This is a genomic window from Flavobacterium sp. Flavsp81 (genome assembly GCF_059491325.1).
The window spans coordinates 1,113,117-1,132,413 of the sequence record NZ_CP168505.1 but is presented as its reverse complement, the minus strand read 5'-3'; the positions used below and the strand labels follow the sequence as shown (position 1 = coordinate 1,132,413).

The 19,297-nt window shown below is 34.6% G+C and carries 10 protein-coding genes; 8 read left to right on the top strand and 2 right to left on the bottom strand.

Going from position 1 to position 19,297, the window contains the following annotated elements; translation table 11 throughout:
- Nucleotides 1-15 precede the first annotated feature (15 nt).
- From ACEN92_RS04695 to ACEN92_RS04680, 4 genes are all read left to right on the top strand, one after another.
- Nucleotides 16-1,368, top strand: coding sequence for a glycoside hydrolase family 88/105 protein (locus ACEN92_RS04695; protein ID WP_495641212.1), 1,353 nt, complete (start codon nt 16-18; stop codon nt 1,366-1,368).
- 243 nt (nt 1,369-1,611) lie between these two features.
- Entirely contained in the window at nt 1,612-3,036 is a 1,425-nt protein-coding gene (locus tag ACEN92_RS04690; protein WP_495641211.1) for a family 43 glycosylhydrolase, read from the top strand.
- Nucleotides 3,037-3,099: 63 nt separating this feature from the next.
- Entirely contained in the window at nt 3,100-4,428 is a 1,329-nt protein-coding gene (locus ACEN92_RS04685; RefSeq protein ID WP_495641210.1) for a rhamnogalacturonidase, read from the top strand.
- Nucleotides 4,429-4,661: 233 nt separating this feature from the next.
- On the top strand, nt 4,662-7,067 hold the full coding sequence (locus ACEN92_RS04680) for a glycosyl hydrolase 115 family protein (RefSeq protein WP_495641209.1): 2,406 nt from the start codon (nt 4,662-4,664) through the stop codon (nt 7,065-7,067).
- 196 nt (nt 7,068-7,263) lie between these two features.
- On the opposite strand, the gene ACEN92_RS04675 is transcribed toward ACEN92_RS04680, so the two are convergent.
- A complete protein-coding gene (locus ACEN92_RS04675; RefSeq protein ID WP_495641208.1) occupies nt 7,264-10,125 on the bottom strand; it encodes a polysaccharide lyase family protein in 2,862 nt (953 codons plus the stop codon).
- Between the two features lie 482 nt (nt 10,126-10,607).
- Between ACEN92_RS04675 and ACEN92_RS04670 the strand changes: the two genes are divergently transcribed.
- Together ACEN92_RS04670 and ACEN92_RS04665 are read left to right on the top strand one after the other, a co-directional pair.
- On the top strand, nt 10,608-10,784 hold the full coding sequence (locus ACEN92_RS04670) for a BF3379 family histone-like protein (protein WP_134150244.1): 177 nt from the start codon (nt 10,608-10,610) through the stop codon (nt 10,782-10,784).
- A 492-nt stretch (nt 10,785-11,276) separates the two neighbouring features.
- Nucleotides 11,277-12,278, top strand: coding sequence for an IS110 family transposase (locus ACEN92_RS04665; RefSeq protein WP_495638805.1), 1,002 nt, complete (start codon nt 11,277-11,279; stop codon nt 12,276-12,278).
- Nucleotides 12,279-12,660: 382 nt separating this feature from the next.
- Here ACEN92_RS04665 and ACEN92_RS04660 read toward each other — a convergent pair whose 3' ends face one another.
- Nucleotides 12,661-13,674 (bottom strand): glutamine synthetase beta-grasp domain-containing protein, encoded by a 1,014-nt coding sequence (locus tag ACEN92_RS04660; RefSeq protein WP_042563234.1) that lies wholly within the window; start codon nt 13,672-13,674, stop codon nt 12,661-12,663.
- 429 nt (nt 13,675-14,103) lie between these two features.
- On the opposite strand from ACEN92_RS04660, the gene ACEN92_RS04655 reads away from it, so the two are divergent.
- Nucleotides 14,104-16,293 (top strand): glutamine synthetase III family protein, encoded by a 2,190-nt coding sequence (locus tag ACEN92_RS04655; RefSeq protein WP_495641207.1) that lies wholly within the window; start codon nt 14,104-14,106, stop codon nt 16,291-16,293.
- Between the two features lie 143 nt (nt 16,294-16,436).
- Nucleotides 16,437-19,031 (top strand): T9SS type A sorting domain-containing protein, encoded by a 2,595-nt coding sequence (locus ACEN92_RS04650; protein WP_495641206.1) that lies wholly within the window; start codon nt 16,437-16,439, stop codon nt 19,029-19,031.
- The last annotated feature ends 266 nt before the right edge of the window (nt 19,032-19,297 follow it).

Genomic DNA, 19,297 nt, shown 5'->3' with positions numbered 1-19,297 from the left:
CTAAAATCGCTAACCATGACTTATAAATCGACCAAAATTATAATATTATCCCTTTTCGGAATATGCAGTACTGTAAATGCCCAAAAAACAGATGCAACTGCACCATTACATTTAATGCAGCCGGATTATCCAACACCATATGTTATTCCGCAAAAAGAGGACATAAAAGTTGTGTTGGATAGAGTCTATAACTTTTTAGATAAAAACTCGGCTTCTAAAATTCTCAATGCCACAACAAAAGCTGAAATTACGGATTATAAGAAAAACAGGGAAGACATCATTTTTGAGCCGGGAGCTTTTAGGTTGACCAGTTACGAATGGGGAGTTACCTATGCCGGAATGCTTTTGGCTTCTAAAGCTACAGGTGAAAATTATTTTGCAGATTATTCGAATAAAAGAATAAAGTTAATCGCTGACGTTGCAGAAAATATTCAGGAAAAAAACATCAAAGACAAAGACATGCTGAAGACGCTTCATCCGGAAGCATTGGATTTTGCAGGAGCGCTTTGTGCAGCCTTTATTAAAGCCAAAAAAGACGGTTTAAAAGCAAATATCGATCCTTTGGTAAACAATTATATTGACTTTATAAGCAATAAACAATTTAGATTAAAAGACGGAACCTTAGCAAGAAACAGGCCTCAGGACAATACGCTTTGGTTAGACGATATGTTTATGAGCGTGCCGGCTTTAGCTCAAATGGGAAGCCATACAGGAGATGTTAAGTATTTTGATGATGCCGTAAAACAGGTAAATCAGTTTTCTAAAAGAATGTTTAACGAACAAAAAGGTATTTACATGCACGGCTGGGTGGAATCGATGGAAGTACATCCGCAGTTTCATTGGGCAAGAGCAAATGGTTGGGCAATAATGACTTTGGTTGAATTACTTGAAGTTTTACCAAAGAATCATCCGGGATATCCTCAGGTTTTGGTACAGTTGCAAAAGCACATCGCCGGATTGGTACAGTATCAGGACGGAACCGGTTTTTGGCATCAATTATTAGACAGAAATGATTCGTATTTAGAAACTTCGGCAACTGCAATTTATACCTATTCGATTGCCAGAGCCATTAATCGCGGTTATATTGATAAAATGACATATGCACCCGCTGTTTTATTGGCCTGGAATGCAGTAGCTTCAAAAGTAAATGATAAAGGTCAGGTTGAAGGAACCTGCGTAGGAACAGGAATGGGGTTTGATCCTGCATTTTATTATTATCGTCCTGTAAATGTATTCGCAGCTCATGGTTATGGCCCTGTTTTATTGGCTGGAGCCGAAGTGATTCTGTTGTTAAAAGACAGTCAGTTCCAGATAAACGACAGTTCCATACAATTAAAAATAGAAGGAAAAAACAATCTGCATAAATGATAATTTGGAAAGTTAGAAGGTAAGTGTTAGAAGTCAGAAGTTTTTAAATTTTTGTATTGAATCGTCTCCAGCTTTAGCCAGAGATAAAATAAGTACAACAAATAGGAGCGGTTAATTTTTTAGAACCAAAAGAGCTAATGGCGAAGCAGTAGCTGTTTATGAAATAACCAGTATAGCACAGGACAGAGAAAGCTATAGGAAAAAGTAAATTTGGTTATGCCCTAAGAATTTAAAATGCAAAAAATGTTCAGGAATAATTACTCTATTTTCAGATATTTAACAAGAAGAATAATTTGTACTGTACTATTATTGAGTGCTTTAATTTCATTTGCACAACAGCCGGGAAAAATGGATGCTATCTATTCAGGAACTCCCTGGTTCGATCAAAACGGAAATATTGTAAGTGCTCATGGTGCCAACATTATTAAAGAGAAAGACACATTTTATCTCTTTGGAGAAGCGCATACTGATACCAGCAATGCTTTCGCCGGATTTAATTGCTATTCTTCAAAAGATTTGTATAACTGGAAATTTGAAAACATTGCACTTTCCTTACAAAAGTCAGGTAAATTAGGCCCTAATCGTGTTGGAGAAAGAGTAAAAGTGATGAAATGTCCTAAAACCGGAGAATTTATCATGTACATGCACGCCGATACTTTAACGTATAAAGATCAGTTTGTGGGTTTTGCTGTTTCCAAAAAAATAAAAGGGCCATATCAATTTAAAGGACCGCTTTTGTTTCAGGGAAAACCGATAAAAAAATGGGATATGGGAACTTTTCAGGATAGCGATGGTTCAGGTTATATTTTGGTTCATGGAGGTGAAATTTATAAATTAGGAGATGATTATAAATCGGTTACGAAGAAAATAAACGAAAATATTACCTCCGGATTCGAATCACCTGCCATGTTTAAAAAAGATAGTCTTTATTATTTTATAGGGTCACATTTAACAAGCTGGGAGAAAAACGACAATTATTATTATACCTCAAATTCCCTGAAAGGGCCATGGATATCTCAGGGTTTAATTGCTCCCGAAGGAACATTAACATGGAATTCCCAATCTACTTTTGTAATGCCAATTCAGGGTTCAAAAGAGACAACGTATATGTTTATGGGTGACCGTTGGTCTTTTCCTAAACAGGCTTTGGCAGCTACTTATGTCTGGCAGCCACTTGTGATTTCAGGAAATTCATTATCGATTCCTAATTATCAGGATGCCTGGCAAATTGATTTATTAACTGGAATTGCATCTCCAATGGAAACTTCGGATACGATCATAAAAAACACTGATAAGAAAATTCAATTTTATGGCAATTGGAAACATACGGATTTGGAAAGCAAATCAAATGAAAAGGATGCTTCGTTTTCAATAAAATTTACCGGTCAGCAAATCGCTTTGTATAGCTTAGTTGGCTTGGAAAATGGTTATGCAAAAGTTGTTTTGGCCGATGAAAAAGGCAAGGTAATTGTGACAACTCTTGTCGATATGTACAGCAAATTTTCAGTATCGGCACAAGTATTCAGATCTCCAATTTTGAAGAAAGGCAATTACAATTTAATGGTTTATAATACAGGCGAAAAACCCAATTGGTCGGATAAAAAGAAAACAATGTATGGCAGTACAGGAAATTATATTTCTTCGGATAAAATAAGCATTAGAAATTAATCAATTACAGTCAACAAAATAATTGCATCAAATAAAAAATCAATATCAAAAGCAAAAGTAATAATGAAAAAAATCTTAACTCTGGTTCTTTACATTTTGGGAATTTCCCAGTCTGCATTTTCTCAAAACTATAAAAATGACACTTTTCCGGACGGAAGTACCATTACCCCCTGGTTTAAGGATTACACCAAACTCCAATTGAAAGATTTAGGGAAACAATACACCATTACCGATTTTGGCGTAAATAAAGACAGTACCAAAATTCAGACTGTTGCCATTCAGAAAGTTATTGATAAAGCGGCTAAAAATGGCGGTGGAGTAATTGTGATTCCAAAAGGTGTGTTTTTAAGCGGTGCTTTGTTTTTTAAACCTAAAACAAGTTTATATGTTTCTGAGGGAGGAACTTTAAAAGGCTCTGATGATATTGCCAATTATCCAATTATGGTTTCACGAATGGAAGGACAGAATCTGGATTATTTTCCGGCTTTGGTAAATGCTTATGGTGTAGATAACTTCTCTATTTCAGGAAAAGGAACTATTAACGGAAATGGCTATAAATACTACGAAGCTTTCTGGGCAAGACGTAAAATAAACCCAAAATGCACCAATCTTGAAGTTTCAAGACCAAGATTAGTTTTTGTATGGAATTCAAACAATGTGCAATTTCAGGACGTAAAACTGATTAATTCAGGTTTTTGGACGAATCATTTTTATAAATGCAATAATGTAAAATTACTGGATTTATACATTTTCTCTCCACATTTAGAAATTAAAGCCCCAAGTACAGACGCAATTGATATTGATATTTGTTCTAATGTTTTGGTAAAAGGATGTTTTTTATCTGTAAATGATGATGCAATTGCATTAAAAGGAGGAAAAGGACCTTATGCTGATCAGGATAAAAACAACGGGCCAAACTCTAATATTATCATTGAAGACTGTAGATTTGGATTCTGTCATTCGGCATTAACAAACGGAAGTGAATCAATCCATAACCGAAATGTAATTATGCGTAATTGCCAAATTGATGGAGCAACAAGAATGCTTTGGTTAAAAATGAGACCGGATACACCTCAAAGATATGAGTACATCAGGGTTGAAGATATAAAAGGACAGGCAAAAAACTGTCTGGTTGTTTTGGCATGGAAACAATTTTTCGATTTAAAAGGCCGTCCTGATGTTCCATTGTCTTATGGAGATCATGTTACTTTAAAAAATATAGATATGAAATCGGATACTTTTTTTAATGTGGAAAAAGATCCAAATGTTCGTTTATCCAATTTTACATTTGAAAATTTAAAAATTGAAGCGACAAAAGCAGCTATCGACAAAAGCATTGTAGATGGGATTACTCTAAAAAATGTTTATGTGAACAAAGTGTTGGTTGAGTAAAGGTTTCTGTAAAGGCTCACAGCAGTGCGTCTAACACAAAGAAATATTTTTTGAATTGCCTCCGGTAAGTAATCATAAAGTTTGTCATTCCGAGGAACGAGGAATCTCCGCAAGAAACTAACATACAGCATTTCATAAATTGCCGAGCTACTTACGGAGATTCCTCGTTCCTCGGAATGACAAAAATGAGAATAAATCTGAGTGTAATTGCAATGTAAAAAACACTATCTAATATGAATAAAATCATAGCATTTATTTTCGCAATTTCAACTTTGTCATTATACAGTCAGGATAAAATTTCTGTTGATTTTTCAATAGCAGATTCAAATCAACTGACCTCAATCTATATTGATAAAAACACGGATCCCTTAATTGTTTGGGCTGTAAATGAATTGGCTGATGATGTAAAAGAAATAACAGGAAAGAGACCTGAAATAATTCAATCTGATAAAATATCAAAAAGTGGAATTTATATCGGAGAAGTTTCTTCTGAATTTTTTCGATCAAAAGCAATTCAGAAAGAACTATCAAATCAATGGGAGAAATTTTCTATTAAAAAAGAAAAAGAATACCTTTTAGTCGTTGGGAGCGATGTAAGGGGAACCGTTTTCGCCATTTTTGAAATTGCAGAGCGTTTAGGAATTTCGCCATGGAAATGGTGGGCAGACGTAAATGCTATAAAAAAAGAAAAATTAGTACTGAACATTCCTCAAAACGGAATAGCTTCATCACCATCAGTTCAATACCGCGGTATCTTTTTAAACGATGAAGATTGGGGATTGGAACCTTGGGCAGAAAAAACATTCGAACCGGAAGTTGGCAATATTGGTCCAAAAACCTACGAGAAAATATTTCAATTATTATTACGCTTAAAAGCCAATACCATCTGGCCGGCGATGCATCCGTCTGCAAAAGGTTTTTTTACCCTTTCGGGAAATAAGGAAATGGCGCAGAAATACCATATCGTTATCGGATCTTCTCATGCAGAGCCAATGCTTCGCAACAATGTTGATGAATGGAAACCAAAGGTTTACGGAGATTACAATTATTTTACCAATAAAACCAAGGTCGATAAATACTGGCAGGATCGTTTGGATGAAGTAAAAGCATTTCAGAATGAAACGATTATGACTTTAGGAATGCGAGGTGTTCACGACAGCAAAATGGAAGGTGCCAAAGATTTGAAAGAATCAATCGAAATGGTTGAAAAAATCATTGTAAACCAACGTGAAATGCTTTCGAATACTTTTAAAAAGCCACTAAAAGATATTCCTCAGGTTTTCGTTCCATATAAAGAAGTATTGGAATTATACGATAACGGACTTAAAGTTCCGGATGATATTACGCTTGTTTGGCCGGATGATAATTACGGCTATATTCGTCGTTTGAGTACTGAAGAAGAACAAAAAAGGGCAGGGGGAAGCGGTGTTTATTACCATATCAGTTATTGGGGAAGACCTCACGATTATCTTTGGCTGAGCACTACACAACCGGGATTGATTTGGTATGAAATGACTAAAGCTTATGAAAATGGAGCAAAGAAAATGTGGATTCTTAACGTAGGAGATATAAAACCTGCAGAATACGACATGGAACTTTTTCTTGATTTGGCCTGGGATAATAACAGTATAAAATCGGATGGAATAAATGATTATTTGAAGAAATGGATTTCAAGGGAATTCACAGGAAAGATTGCCTCAGAATTGAGCTATGTTTTGAAAGAATATTACCGCCTGGCATTTTTAAGAAAACCGGAATATATGGGCTGGAATCAAACAGAACCGGCAACGCCCGTAAAACTTTCTGATTTTTCTGCAGAAGAATCTTTAGACAGAATAAAAGCATACGATAATTTGATGCAGAAAGTTGACAGTTTGTCAAATTTTATTCCGTCAGAAAGAAAAGATGCCTGGTTTCAATTAGTGGTTTATCCTGTAAAAGGAGCTGCTTATATGAATCATAAGTTTTTGTATTGGAAACTAGCTTCAACAACTTCTGATGCAAACCAGAAGAAAAAATACGAGTTGTTATCTGCGGAAGCCTACCAAAAAATAAAGGAACTGACTGATTTTTATAACATAAAAATGAGCAATGGAAAATGGAATAATATGATGTCTATGAAACCAAGAGATTTACCTGTTTTTGATACTGTAAAACAGACTGAATTTTCAAAAGAAGTAACAATTAAAGAAGCTTCAAATAAAATATTCATTCCGGCAAATCAGTTTGTTTCTAAAAAAGAGACAAAAGAATACCAATGGGAAACGATTAACGGGTTGGGTTACAGTAACAATTCGGTTACTTTATTTCCGTTGATACAGCGCTATTTTAAAACCGAAAAACCTTCTGTTTCTTATGAATTTGAGATTGGAAAAGCCGGTAATTATGAAATAGAAATTCATTTACTGCCAACACATTCAAACAATTTCGACCATGAAATTGATGTACAAATAGACGGAAATAAAGTACAGTCTTTTTCGATTAATACGAAAGACAGAGATAAAACATGGAAAGAAAACGTACTACGAAATAGTACCATTGTGAAATTACCTGTTTCCATTGCAAATAAAGGAAAACATACCATTAATATTGCGGTAAATCAAACCGGAATTGTACTCGATTATATAACTGTAAAATGATTTTTTTAATCATTAGAAGACAGTTTATTAAGGAAAGATATTCGAAAATATAATCCTAAATTTAATAGAAAAATCCAACATTATTTCAATTATCAAATAATGTTGGATCTCCAAATATTGTTTTTTAGCAAAAAATGAATAGAAAACTAACCGATTTTATTTTAACGGTACTGAACTATTTTCAGTGCTAACATCTTTATTTTTTTATAATTTTTAAAGTCACAGGAGTTTCTAATCCTACTTTTGCGAAGTAAATCCCGTTAGCCTGATTTTCTAAACTTAATTGGGCTTTTCCATTATTTACAGGATATGTTTTTTTGGAAATTAACTGCATTTGTACCGTATATAATTCAATAGTGGCCTCATGTATTGAATCAGGGAAGGAAGAGATTTCAAAAATTCCTGTTGTCGGGTTTGGATGCGCAATAATTTCTTTGGCTGTATTAATGACTTTTGTGGATACTGCCAAATCATTAGTATTTGTTATCGCTTCAAAACTGATATAATCATACATCAAATGGCTCACATCGCCTGAATTGGAGGGCATAACCAATTGTATATAATTGCTTCCCGAATGCAGTTTATTCATTGGAATATTAACTACTGAAGTAGTATATTTAGCATGGTTTGATTGTCGCAAAAAGGCATTTCCATCGGCTATTGTTGGGTAATAACTGATCGGGGTTCCACTTCCTGTGTTTACGTATATCCATTGTTGCGCGTGGTCTGCGCTGGCATACGCTATAGTAAGCTTTGCATTACCGGTAGTCGGCATTCCGACAGGCAAATCAAAATTAATTTTCCAGATCCAGTTTCCGGCAATTGTACCATCTGCATTGTAATATTTGGAATGTACATAAGGCAAAGCGGTATTCCAGTTTTTATCGGCAACATTATAAACTATTGGATTAGTAAACACTGCATCGAATTTTTTTTGTACAAATCCTTCACAATAATCAAAATCTCCAAACTTATATTCGGCAGCAGTACGATTTGGAACACCAATTTCCCATATCAGGCTTCCGTTCGGACGGGGAATTGACCATTCTACAGTACCTAAATTATTTGTTCCGCCAGCAGTTACAGTAACATTTGACATAGAAAACTCTCCTGTAACACCATCACTGAAAGCAAACAAAGTATAGGTTCCGGGTCTTACGTTTTTGATGTCAAAATTTCCAGAAGCATCAGTTTTTACCCAATATTGATAATTTTCTTCCTCAAATTGCCATTGTCCCTCAGAATCATCACTCAATTTAGTAACTCCTATCCAGGCATTTTTTCCGGTAACGGCAGGTTTATAAGGGTCATTAATTACAAAATTTCCCGTGATATTTCCGCGTCCGGCTGCAAGAGGATATTCAGGTGTGTTAGTAAGCCAGGAAAAAGGCCATTCCGTTTCATCTTTGGCTGCCCTTGCTTTTGCATCATCCCAATTAGCAGCAGCAGTTGATTTTTGATTGGCATAAATTAAATAAGGACCATAAATTTTCGACCATTCTTCACCCTGAAGAACCTGAAAACCTTTTGAATTATAATGCACTCCATTCATACAAATATGAATAATTCCTGCCGCTGCATTCAAATCGTGATGGGTTGGTCCGCTATTAAAATATTCATGATTTGCAGTAACAGCCCAAATCCCTAATGAATTTTTATCCGTTGTATGACCGTAAGCTTTCAAATCAATCAGGTTTTCACTAAACTCATATTTGCCATCATATTTACCCGCACGTACCCCTGAATCTATTTTAATAATTTCCGGAATTGATGTTGCCGACCAGGCATCAGTAGGTTGAGGCATTTCCCAGGTTTTCAAATCAGTTACGCAAATTTTATCTGTAATGGTAGTATCAATCCAGAGCACTTGTCTCCACGAACCTAAGTCAAAATCAGGATATGCTGCTTTGTGTTTCAAAATGGAATAGGTATACAGTCCTGCATCTCCTTTTTTAAGCACATAATGAATGTCAACATCGCAGCGAGTTACATTTGTTCCGGGGGTGTAAGGTCTAAATAATGAAATATCAATATAATCGGCCGTTTCTTCTTTTACTGAAAAAGTAGCTCCACTGATTTGTTCAAACCCCTGAGAAGTTACAAAATCATAATAACCTCCTGTTCGAGTGGTGGAAGTTGATTGATATAAAGTTTCTACCCCATTGATTTTCATTGATATCAGGTTACTTGTGTTTTTATCAATTTTTGCTATTAAAGTTCCATTATCCAGTGTAATATAAGAAGGATATTCTCTTAGCATACTATTTGGATCCTGATGAATATTTACAGAAGTTCTTGTGCCATTATACACTACATCTAAGGTTTTACCGCTGGTACATGTAATTTTACCACTGGTAATGTAAGCCTGCAAAGCTGTTGTTTTATCTCCTGTAACGATGAGCTCACCTATCCCGCTAATAAATATATGACCATTAGTGCCAATATTTACAGCAGTTGCAACATCTACAGTTCCGCCTGTAATATTCAGATTCCCCGTTGGGTTTCCGGTTCCGTTTCCCACTTCTAAATAACTGCTTAAATAAAGTGTTCCTCCATTTACATTTACCAAACCATTTCCACCCGCAGCATAACCAATATAAAAAGTGTTTTTGCTTGCCGCACTTCCCGAATTTATGTTTAATATTCCGGCTGCTCCCTTACCTAAATAAACATAATTTCTGTTATTGAAATTGGCGTTACCATTAAGTGTAATAGTTCCATTTAAATTTGAAACTCCATTAGGGAAAAATGTGCCTGTAACAATGATATTTGCGCCAACATTTGTTGTTAATGTAGAAGGTCTTTTAGCAATGACATCATTCCCTGTATGTCCTACATTTATGGGATTGTTAGGATTTCCGGCGCCTATAATTAAATTTGACGAACCTAAACTTGCAAAATTAATGCTGGGGTTGTCCCAGTTATTTACATTATAAAAATCGTTACTTATACTACCAGTCCAATTAAATGTCTGAGCAAATGAAGTATTTATAATACCGAAAAATAAAATTGTGAAGATACAAGCTGATAGTCTTGTTTTTGGTAAAGTTTTTTTCATGGTTAAAGTAGTAATGGGGTTAAATAACTTTTTAAGGTTTAAAAAGGCATAATTACGAACACAGTTTCTGCAAATTCTTTCTAAGAAATCAATTGAATATCGCTAAAATAAATAGTCATGATTTCTTACTAAAATAGGAGTATATATTTTTGGTTGTATCCTGTTGTATCCTGTATGTACGAAAATAACAACTTCATTAATAACTACATACGTTTACTGATGACTTGTTATGTAATACTCTCTTTAAGACTTTTATATATTATTCAGGATGCATTTCTGAATTGCATTATAAAGCGTAACAGACATAAATATTAAGTATTGAAAATAAATTAATTTTATAATGCATTGATTATTAAGTCTAAAGTATTTGATTTAGTTTAATATTAACTCTATAAGGAAAAAGTGTGATAATTTTAACATTAAAGTTGCGTTAACTATAAAGCAAACTTTTATTTTTGCGTCTTAATTTAATAAACATAAGCATGAAAGATCTATTAGCAAAAATCAACGCCGAAATCGACACATTTAAAGTAGAAGCTGAATCACTAACTGAAAAAGGGGTTAAAGCAGCAGGAGCAAGAGCACGTAAATCAACTTTAGAAATTGAAAAACTTTTAAAAGAGTTCAGAAAAGTTTCTATCGAAGAATCAAAAAAATAATATCCTTATTTATTATGAAAAACCTCGTTTAAACTTTAAACGAGGTTTTTTTATGGAATTGTGCAGGAAGATTAATAATAGTCAATTTGTTTTTTTGTTACATCGACCTTCGGCAAAAAGCTCAGGACATGTAAAGTTGAGATGCATTAGAGTTCCCTACTTTAAAGGTTCTCGACTCCGCTATTGATGACGTTTTTTTTTTGTACTATATATCTCTTTGACTGAAATGTCACCCTGAGCGGAGTCGAAGGCTTGTCAATTGGAACTGGCTTCGACTCCGCCTTTACTTTGGATTTGATAAAAAGCTTTAAATTTATTCAAAGGAAAGCAGAGGTGAACTTTCGACTCCGCTAGTTAAGAACTATGCTGTGCATTAGTCCTCTGCCTTCCCCTTGAATCCCGTTGAATTGCTTCAAATAGAATGATAGACATAGCGGTCTAATAAAGGCTCTAAAGAAGTTCAACATTTTTGTTTATCTTAAATTCAAAGTTATGAAAAAGTATTCATTTTATGTCGGCATTGATGTATCAAAAGCTAAATTAGATATTAATATTCTTGATGCTTCAACTCTTAGGTCAGAGCATTTTAGCATAGAAAATAATATCAAAAACATTTCTGTTTTTATCAAAAATATGAGCAGGCAGGTTAATAAAGAATATATTCTTTTTTGTTGTGAAAACACAGGTATTTATACCAATCATATATCAAGTGCTTCAGTAAAACTCAATCTGGATTTATGGATTGTTCCTGCGATTGAAATAAAAAAATCAAAAGGAATTTCAAGAGGAAAAAATGATAAAATTGATGCCAGGGATATTTCTTATTACAGTTACAGAAACATAGATAAATTAAAACTATTTACTTTAACAGGCATAGAGATTCAAAAACTAAAAATTCTTTATACCGAAAGAGAAAAAATGCTAAAAGCCTTATTGCTTATACAAGCTACAAAAGAAAATAAAGATTTTACAGATAAAATAATTTTCAGGGAAGTATCTCAAATTAACCAGGCTCTGGCTAAATCTATTAAAAATTCGATCAATAAAATTGAGTCGAGAATTAAAGAAATAATTAAATCAAACGATCAATTAACCAAACAAATCCAACTTATCAGATCAATTCCCGGGCTCGGAGAACAAACCAGCGTGTATTTGATTATTGCAACAAAAGGATTTACAGCGTTTAAAAACTGGAGGCAATTTGCCTGTTACTCTGGTGTTGCCCCTTTTGAACATAGCTCTGGTTCCAGTGTAAAAGGAAGGACCAGAGTGAATCATATGGCTGATAAAAAAATGAAGTCACTATTGCAAATGTGCGCTATGACAACATTAAAATATGATCCACAATTAAAGGAATATTACAATAAGAAAAAAGTGGAAGGCAAAAACTCAATGTTGGTTTTAAATAATATCAGATGCAAACTTATAAGCAGGGTCTTTGCTGTTATAGCAAGGGAAACTCCATATATAAATACCTATAAATTTGCATCGTAATTTTTTAGTACTTTTTGTTGTTTTTTATCATAGAATGCTCAGCCGGACACCTATTATTATATATCACATTGAGCGGAGTCGAAACTCTTCGTTTACAAATTTCACTACAATTTTGTCATTCCGAGGAACGAGGAATCTCCGCAAGAAACTCCGCACCCAGAATCGCCAATCTTTGTAGAGCTAATTGTGTAGATTGTTATCGCTCGTGTCCTCGTTCCTCGGAATGACATACTTTGAGCAAACAATCATGCTAAACCCGACAGGTTTTTAAACCTGCCGGGTTTGTTGTGTGGCTTTCGACTTCGCTCAATGTGACATTCTGAAATAAAAAAAAGTGCCATCAGTTACGATGGCACTTTTCGGATATAATTTGAACAATGAATTATAGCGCTGATTTTACAGTTTTGATAATTCTTGCAGCAATTTTGTATGGATCACCGTTTGAAGCTGGTCTTCTGTCTTCTAACCAACCTTTCCAACCTTTTTGAACAGTCATTAAAGGAATACGGATTGAACATCCTCTGTCAGATACTCCATAAGAGAAATCGTGAATAGAAGCAGTTTCATGTTTACCAGTTAAACGTTGGTCGTTGTAAGCTCCGTAAACTGCAATGTGCTCAGCAGTAACTGGACGGAAAGCCTCACAGATTCTTTCGTAAGTAGCCTGGTCTCCACATGTTCTTAATACTTCGTTAGAGAAGTTAGCATGCATTCCTGAACCATTCCAGTCTGTGTCTCCAAGTGGTTTTGGGTGATATTCGATATAGTAACCATATTTCTCAGTCAAACGATCTAATAAGTAACGGGCAACCCAGATTTCGTCTCCGGCTTTCTTAGCGCCTTTAGCGAATAATTGGAATTCCCATTGTCCACAGGCAACCTCCTGGTTAATACCTTCAAAGTTGATTCCTGCAGCGATACATAAATCAGCATGTTCTTCTACTAATTTTCTTCCGTGAGTGTTTTTTCCACCTACTGAACAGTAGTACATACCTTGTGGAGCAGGATATCCCCCAACAGGGAAACCTAATGGCAATAAAGTTTTTGTGTCCATGATAAAGTATTCCTGTTCGAAACCAAACCAGAAATCACCATCGTCATCAATAGTAGCTCTACCGTTAGAAGAGTGTGGAGTTCCGTCAGCATACATAACTTCTGTCATTACCAACCAGCCATTAATACGGGTTGGATCCGGGTAAATTGCAACTGGAACTAATAAGCAGTCAGAAGAACCTCCTTCGGCTTGTTTTGTTGACGAACCATCAAATGACCAGTTTCCCAGTTCTTCTAATGTTCCTTTGAAATTTTCGTGCTCTTCAACTTTAGTTTTACTTCTAAGATTTTGAGTTGGTTCATATCCATCTAACCAAATGTACTCTAACTTAATTTTAGCCATAATAATATAAATTAATTTTTTTTTGTTTTTTTCGCTGGGTCAAATATAGATTTATTTTTTTAGTCATAAAAATAAGGGGGTGTATTTTGTCTGACTAGTTATAATTTTTTACATAAGCGCAATTTTGGCAGGGGTATATTTGAAAAATAGCAATTTTTTAATGTTTAAAAAATAAATTCGTAATAAACGAACGGATTTTTTGATTTTAATTATAATTAAATTACGAAAAATTGTTTATTTATTGAGTATTGTCTGACGATTTTGTTATATTTCTATAAAACATTTTCGTTATTCTTTGTAAATGGATGCTTTTATTGAAAAATCGCTTCTTGAAATTCTAAAAAGTTATCTTTTAAAAAGGCTTTTTTATTCTTTATATTTGTTCTTCTTTTCAATTAAATTATTACGAATTTTTAAAAATTATATACAATGTCTACATTACGTTTTCAAGCTTTGAAAGAAGCTTCATCAAGAAAGCCTGTTCATTTTGAAGAAATCGATAAAAAGTCAACCATTTTTGGTTCAAACGTTTTTAATGAGAAAGCAATGAAGCAATATTTAACTTCAGATGCTTTGAAAGGAGTGAGGGATGCTATTCAGCACGGAACCAAAATAGACAGAAAGCAGGCAGAGTATATTGCAATGGGTATGAAAGAATGGGCTTTGGCAAAAGGAGTTACTCATTATACACATTGGTTTCAGCCGCTTACCGGAACTACTGCAGAAAAACATGATGCTTTTTTTGAAACATCATTTGACGGAAGTGATCCTGTAGAAAAATTTGGAGGTGCCCAATTGGTACAGCAGGAACCTGACGCATCAAGTTTTCCGAACGGAGGAATCAGAAATACTTTTGAAGCCAGAGGATACACCGCCTGGGATCCGACTTCTCCTGCATTTATCTACGGGACAACTTTATGTATTCCTACCGTATTTATTGCTTATACCGGTGAGGCTTTAGATAATAAGATTCCGTTGTTAAGAGCTTTATCTGCAATGGATGAAGCAGCAACTGAGGTTTGTAAATATTTTGATAAAAATGTCAAAAAAGTTACTGCTACTTTAGGTTGGGAACAGGAATATTTCCTGATTGACAAAGCTTTGGCAAATTCACGCCCGGATTTAATGATGACAGGAAGAACTTTGTTGGGACATACATCTGCAAAAGGGCAACAGCTTGATGATCATTATTTTGGTTCAATTCCGACCCGCGCCTTAACCTATATGCGTGATTTAGAGCAGGAATGTATGTTATTGGGAATTCCGGTAAAAACACGTCATAATGAAGTTGCTCCAAATCAGTTTGAACTGGCTCCAATTTTCGAGGAAACAAATCTTGCGGTTGATCATAACTCTTTATTGATGGACGTAATGCAAAAAGTAGCTGAACGTCATGATTTTAAAGTTTTATTTCATGAAAAACCTTTTAAAGGAGTAAACGGTTCAGGAAAACATAACAACTGGTCGTTGGCAACTGATACCGGAGTGAATTTATTGAGCCCGAGTAAAACGCCAATGAGTAATTTACAATTTTTGACTTTCTTTATTAATACAATAAAAGCAGTTAACGATTACGAAACTTTACTGAGAGCTTCTATTGCGACAGCCAGTAATGATCACAGATTAGGAGCAAATGAAGCACCGCCGGCTATTATTTCGGTTTTTATTGGAGAGCAATTAACAAAGGTTTTATCTGAATTGGAAAGCGTTACAACCGGTAAATTATCTCCCGAAGAAAAAACAGACTTAAAACTGAATGTGGTAGGGAAAATTCCGGATGTTCTTTTGGATAATACGGACAGAAACAGAACTTCACCTTTTGCTTTTACTGGAAATAAATTCGAATTTAGGGCAGTAGGTTCAAATGCAAACTGTTCCAATGCGATGACTACTTTAAATGCTATTGTAGCCAAACAGTTGAAAGATTTTAAGATTGAAGTAGATGCTTTAATCGATTCCAAAGACATGAAAAAAGATGATGCAATTTTCAATGTTTTAAGAGAATACATCAAACAATCGAAGAAAATTTTATTTGAAGGCGACGGTTATAGCGAAGCTTGGGAGAAGGAAGCAGCTAAAAGAGGTTTGAGTAACTTTAAAACTACTCCCGAAGCCATTAAAGCAAAAGTTTCAAAACAGGCATTGGATTTATTTGATGAAATGGGTATTTTGAACCATGTTGAAGCTGAAGCACGATATGAAATCGAATTAGAAGAATATACTAAAAAGATTCAGATCGAAGGAAGGGTTTTAGGGGATATTTCCAGAAATCATGTGATTCCGACAGCTATTCGTTATCAAAATACTTTAATTGAAAATGTAAAAGGACTAAAAGAAATTTTCGGAAAAGAATTTGAAACCATTGCCAAAGAACAAATTCTGTTGATAAAAGAAATTTCAGGTCATATTGAAGGTATCAGTTCAAAGGTTGCCGCTATGACAGATGAACGAAGAAAGGCAAACCAATTAACAGATGCCCAAAAAATGGCAGAAGCATATTGCAATAATGTAATACCTTATTTTGACAATATCCGTAACCATTGTGATAAACTCGAATTATTAGTAGATGATGAAAGTTGGACATTGACTAAATACAGAGAATTGCTGCTTACGAAATAGAATAATTTCTGTACTAAATTAAATGCCTTTCCAGTTTTTGGAGAGGCATTTTTTTATTTTCAAATTTAGGGGTAACAATTGTAAATGAATTCTGATATAGAGATGTGTTTATACAACTATTATTAACCTCAAAATCATTTATTATGAAAACAATTGTACATCTAATTACGACGGGATTGTTCATTTTAATGTCCGGGTCTGTTTTTGCACAGAAATATCAGGACACATTAATAACAGTCAAAAATGCTAAACTGCATTATGAATATGATTTAAGTTGGACTAAAGAAGTTAAAGCGAGGAATATTGACCAATTTATCAAAAATCAATCTGAACCCTCCATTAAATCTTCTGCACAAATCCAATCTATTTTGCAAAATATAAAAGTCTCTAAAGATCCTTGTTTTAATTCGGGATTTGAAAGCGGTTACAGCGGATGGACCGGTTTGAGTCTGAAACACGGACTTTCAACACTTCCGATTGAAAATGGCTTAACATTAAATCCGGGAGTTTCTGTATTGCCTTTTACCGGTTTGGGATATGGGCAAAATTTTACTTCAATCGAAACAACAGGAACAGATGCTCTTTTATTAGCTTCAAGCCCTTCTTTTTCAATGTCTAAAACAGCACCGGGTTCCTCTGGAACACAATCAATTCGTTTAGGAAATGACCAGCAAGGTTACGGTGCAGAAGGTGTTGCTAAACGTTTTGTTGTAACAGCAGCAAATGCGAAATACTATTTTCAGTATGCTGTGGTAATGGATAAAAGCCACTCCAACCCAGACGGGAGTGTAAACGGTTCTGAAGTCTTTTTTGTAGCTGAAGCTGTAGATATGACCGGGGTTACAGTTGATAAAATGGTAGATATTGCGGCTCCGTCTAATCCTTTTGTCAGTGCGACTAATTCTACTGAAGGGGTAAAGTATTATAGAGACTGGCGTTGTGCGTATTTGGACTTGTCAAGCCATATCGGGAGAGAAGTGGTGATCATGTTTATTAACTCGGATTGTGCTGCGGGTGGTCATAATGGCTATACCTACATTGATGATACATGTACAACTTGTAAAAATACGGCTGAGGGAGCTATTGATTTAGATTTAAAAGGGCGCGATTGTATTAAACCGAAACAAACTTTTAACGGAACATTTACTGTTCCTGCAGCGGCAACCAATGTTCAGATTAGTTTTGAGATTTATCAAAGCGGAGCTTTGTTGAATACCATTGCTGCTACAACAGTCGTAGGTTCCAATTATACAGTTGATATAGCCGCAACTGATTTTCCAAATCAGACACCGGGGACTTGTTATGATGTAGTAGCAAAACTGACTTTTAACTTAACTGACTTAAATGGAAACGTGCAAACAGTTGTTCAGTATTCTGCAAATCCTGTTTTAGGGGTACAATATGGACAAACGTCAGGTTTTAATAATGACATCTGTTTTTGTATAAATAATTTAGGTTCTTATTGTTGTGATTCTGAGAATTTGGTGGTAAACGGAAATTTTGAGGCTGGAAATACAGGTTTCTCCAGTACTTATACACTGGATGCATCCACTTATCCGGGACAATTTAATGTAACAAATTCCGCATCAGCTTTTGGAGCCACAGTAACAGATCATTCGTATTGTGCTGATCCTGTAGCGTATGCTTCAAATACTGAATATTTGACAGTTAACGGAAAAACACAACAATCCGGTTCTTCTGTGGTTTGGGAACAAACGATAACAGGATTAAGAAAAGGAGTAAACTATCGTTTTTGTGCCAATTTCAAAAATATGAAACAATGTACTTTTGATATTCTTCCAAAAGTTAGAATGGAAGCAGGAACTACCAGTTCAGCTGTCTTTACAGTAAATATGCCGACAGCTAATGCTTGTGCCTGGCAAAATATAGACGTAGTTTTTACAGCAACAGGAACGAGCGAAACCGTTCGAATTTATCTTGACGAAACAGGAAACGGAGATGGAAATGATTTAGCAATTGATGATATTTATGTAGGTGCTTTAAGTGATCCGGGGCTTGCCATTACCGTGCAGCACAATGGAACGAATAATGCGATTATTGCATCGGTTAACAGTATAACAACAACAGATGATACTATTAAAGGAAATTGTCGAAAATACCATTGGTATGTAGCTGAAGTAACTTCGTATCCATCTATTGCGATTGACTGGAGTACTTTTGCTCACGGAAATAATGCAGGAAGCAATCTGCCTCCGTTTGCCGGAACTTCATCGGCTACAGCCTGGAATCTTACCACTACTTTTCCGGGTTATACTTTTGCAAATAATAAAATGTATATAATTGGAATGTACACACCGGAATGTGATTGTTATGATAGTGATTTTACATACCAGTTAACTTTTAATGCCACAGCGAAAAATGCAAATACCGGAAGTATTACAGAACAACAAAAAGCAGAAATTATTGATGCTATCCTAAATGGATTAAAACCAGGAAAAACAGATTCTTCGACTACAGATGATATTGAGAATGATATTGAAAACAATGTTCAGCTTTATCCAAATCCTGTAGCCAATGATTTGACTATTTCCGCTTTGAACGAGATAATTTCAGAAGTGGTTATTTCGGATTCAGCAGGTAAAATAGTTAAAAAGCAATCTTTCTTATCTCAAAATGCTATTGAAAAAATTAATGTCTCAGACTTAGCTCAAGGACTTTATTTTGTCAAAGTTATAAGTGATAAAAATACGTATATATCGAAATTGATTAAAAATTAAGTATTAAAGTTTGCTGTAAAAATGGGCTATCTATAATTATAGATAGTCCATTTTGTAGTAAGTAGAAAAAGAATTGTCGAAATCAGTAAATAAAACTTCAAATAACACAGAAATATTAGTTTCTGATAAATACTTATTAATATACTTTTGTTGGTTTTAAACTACCATTTGGAAACGGTTTTGAAAAATAAAGTTATGGTTTTAGGTTTATTTTTAATTGTATTTAACAAATAAAAATATGTTAATTAATATTGCTGTGTTAATGC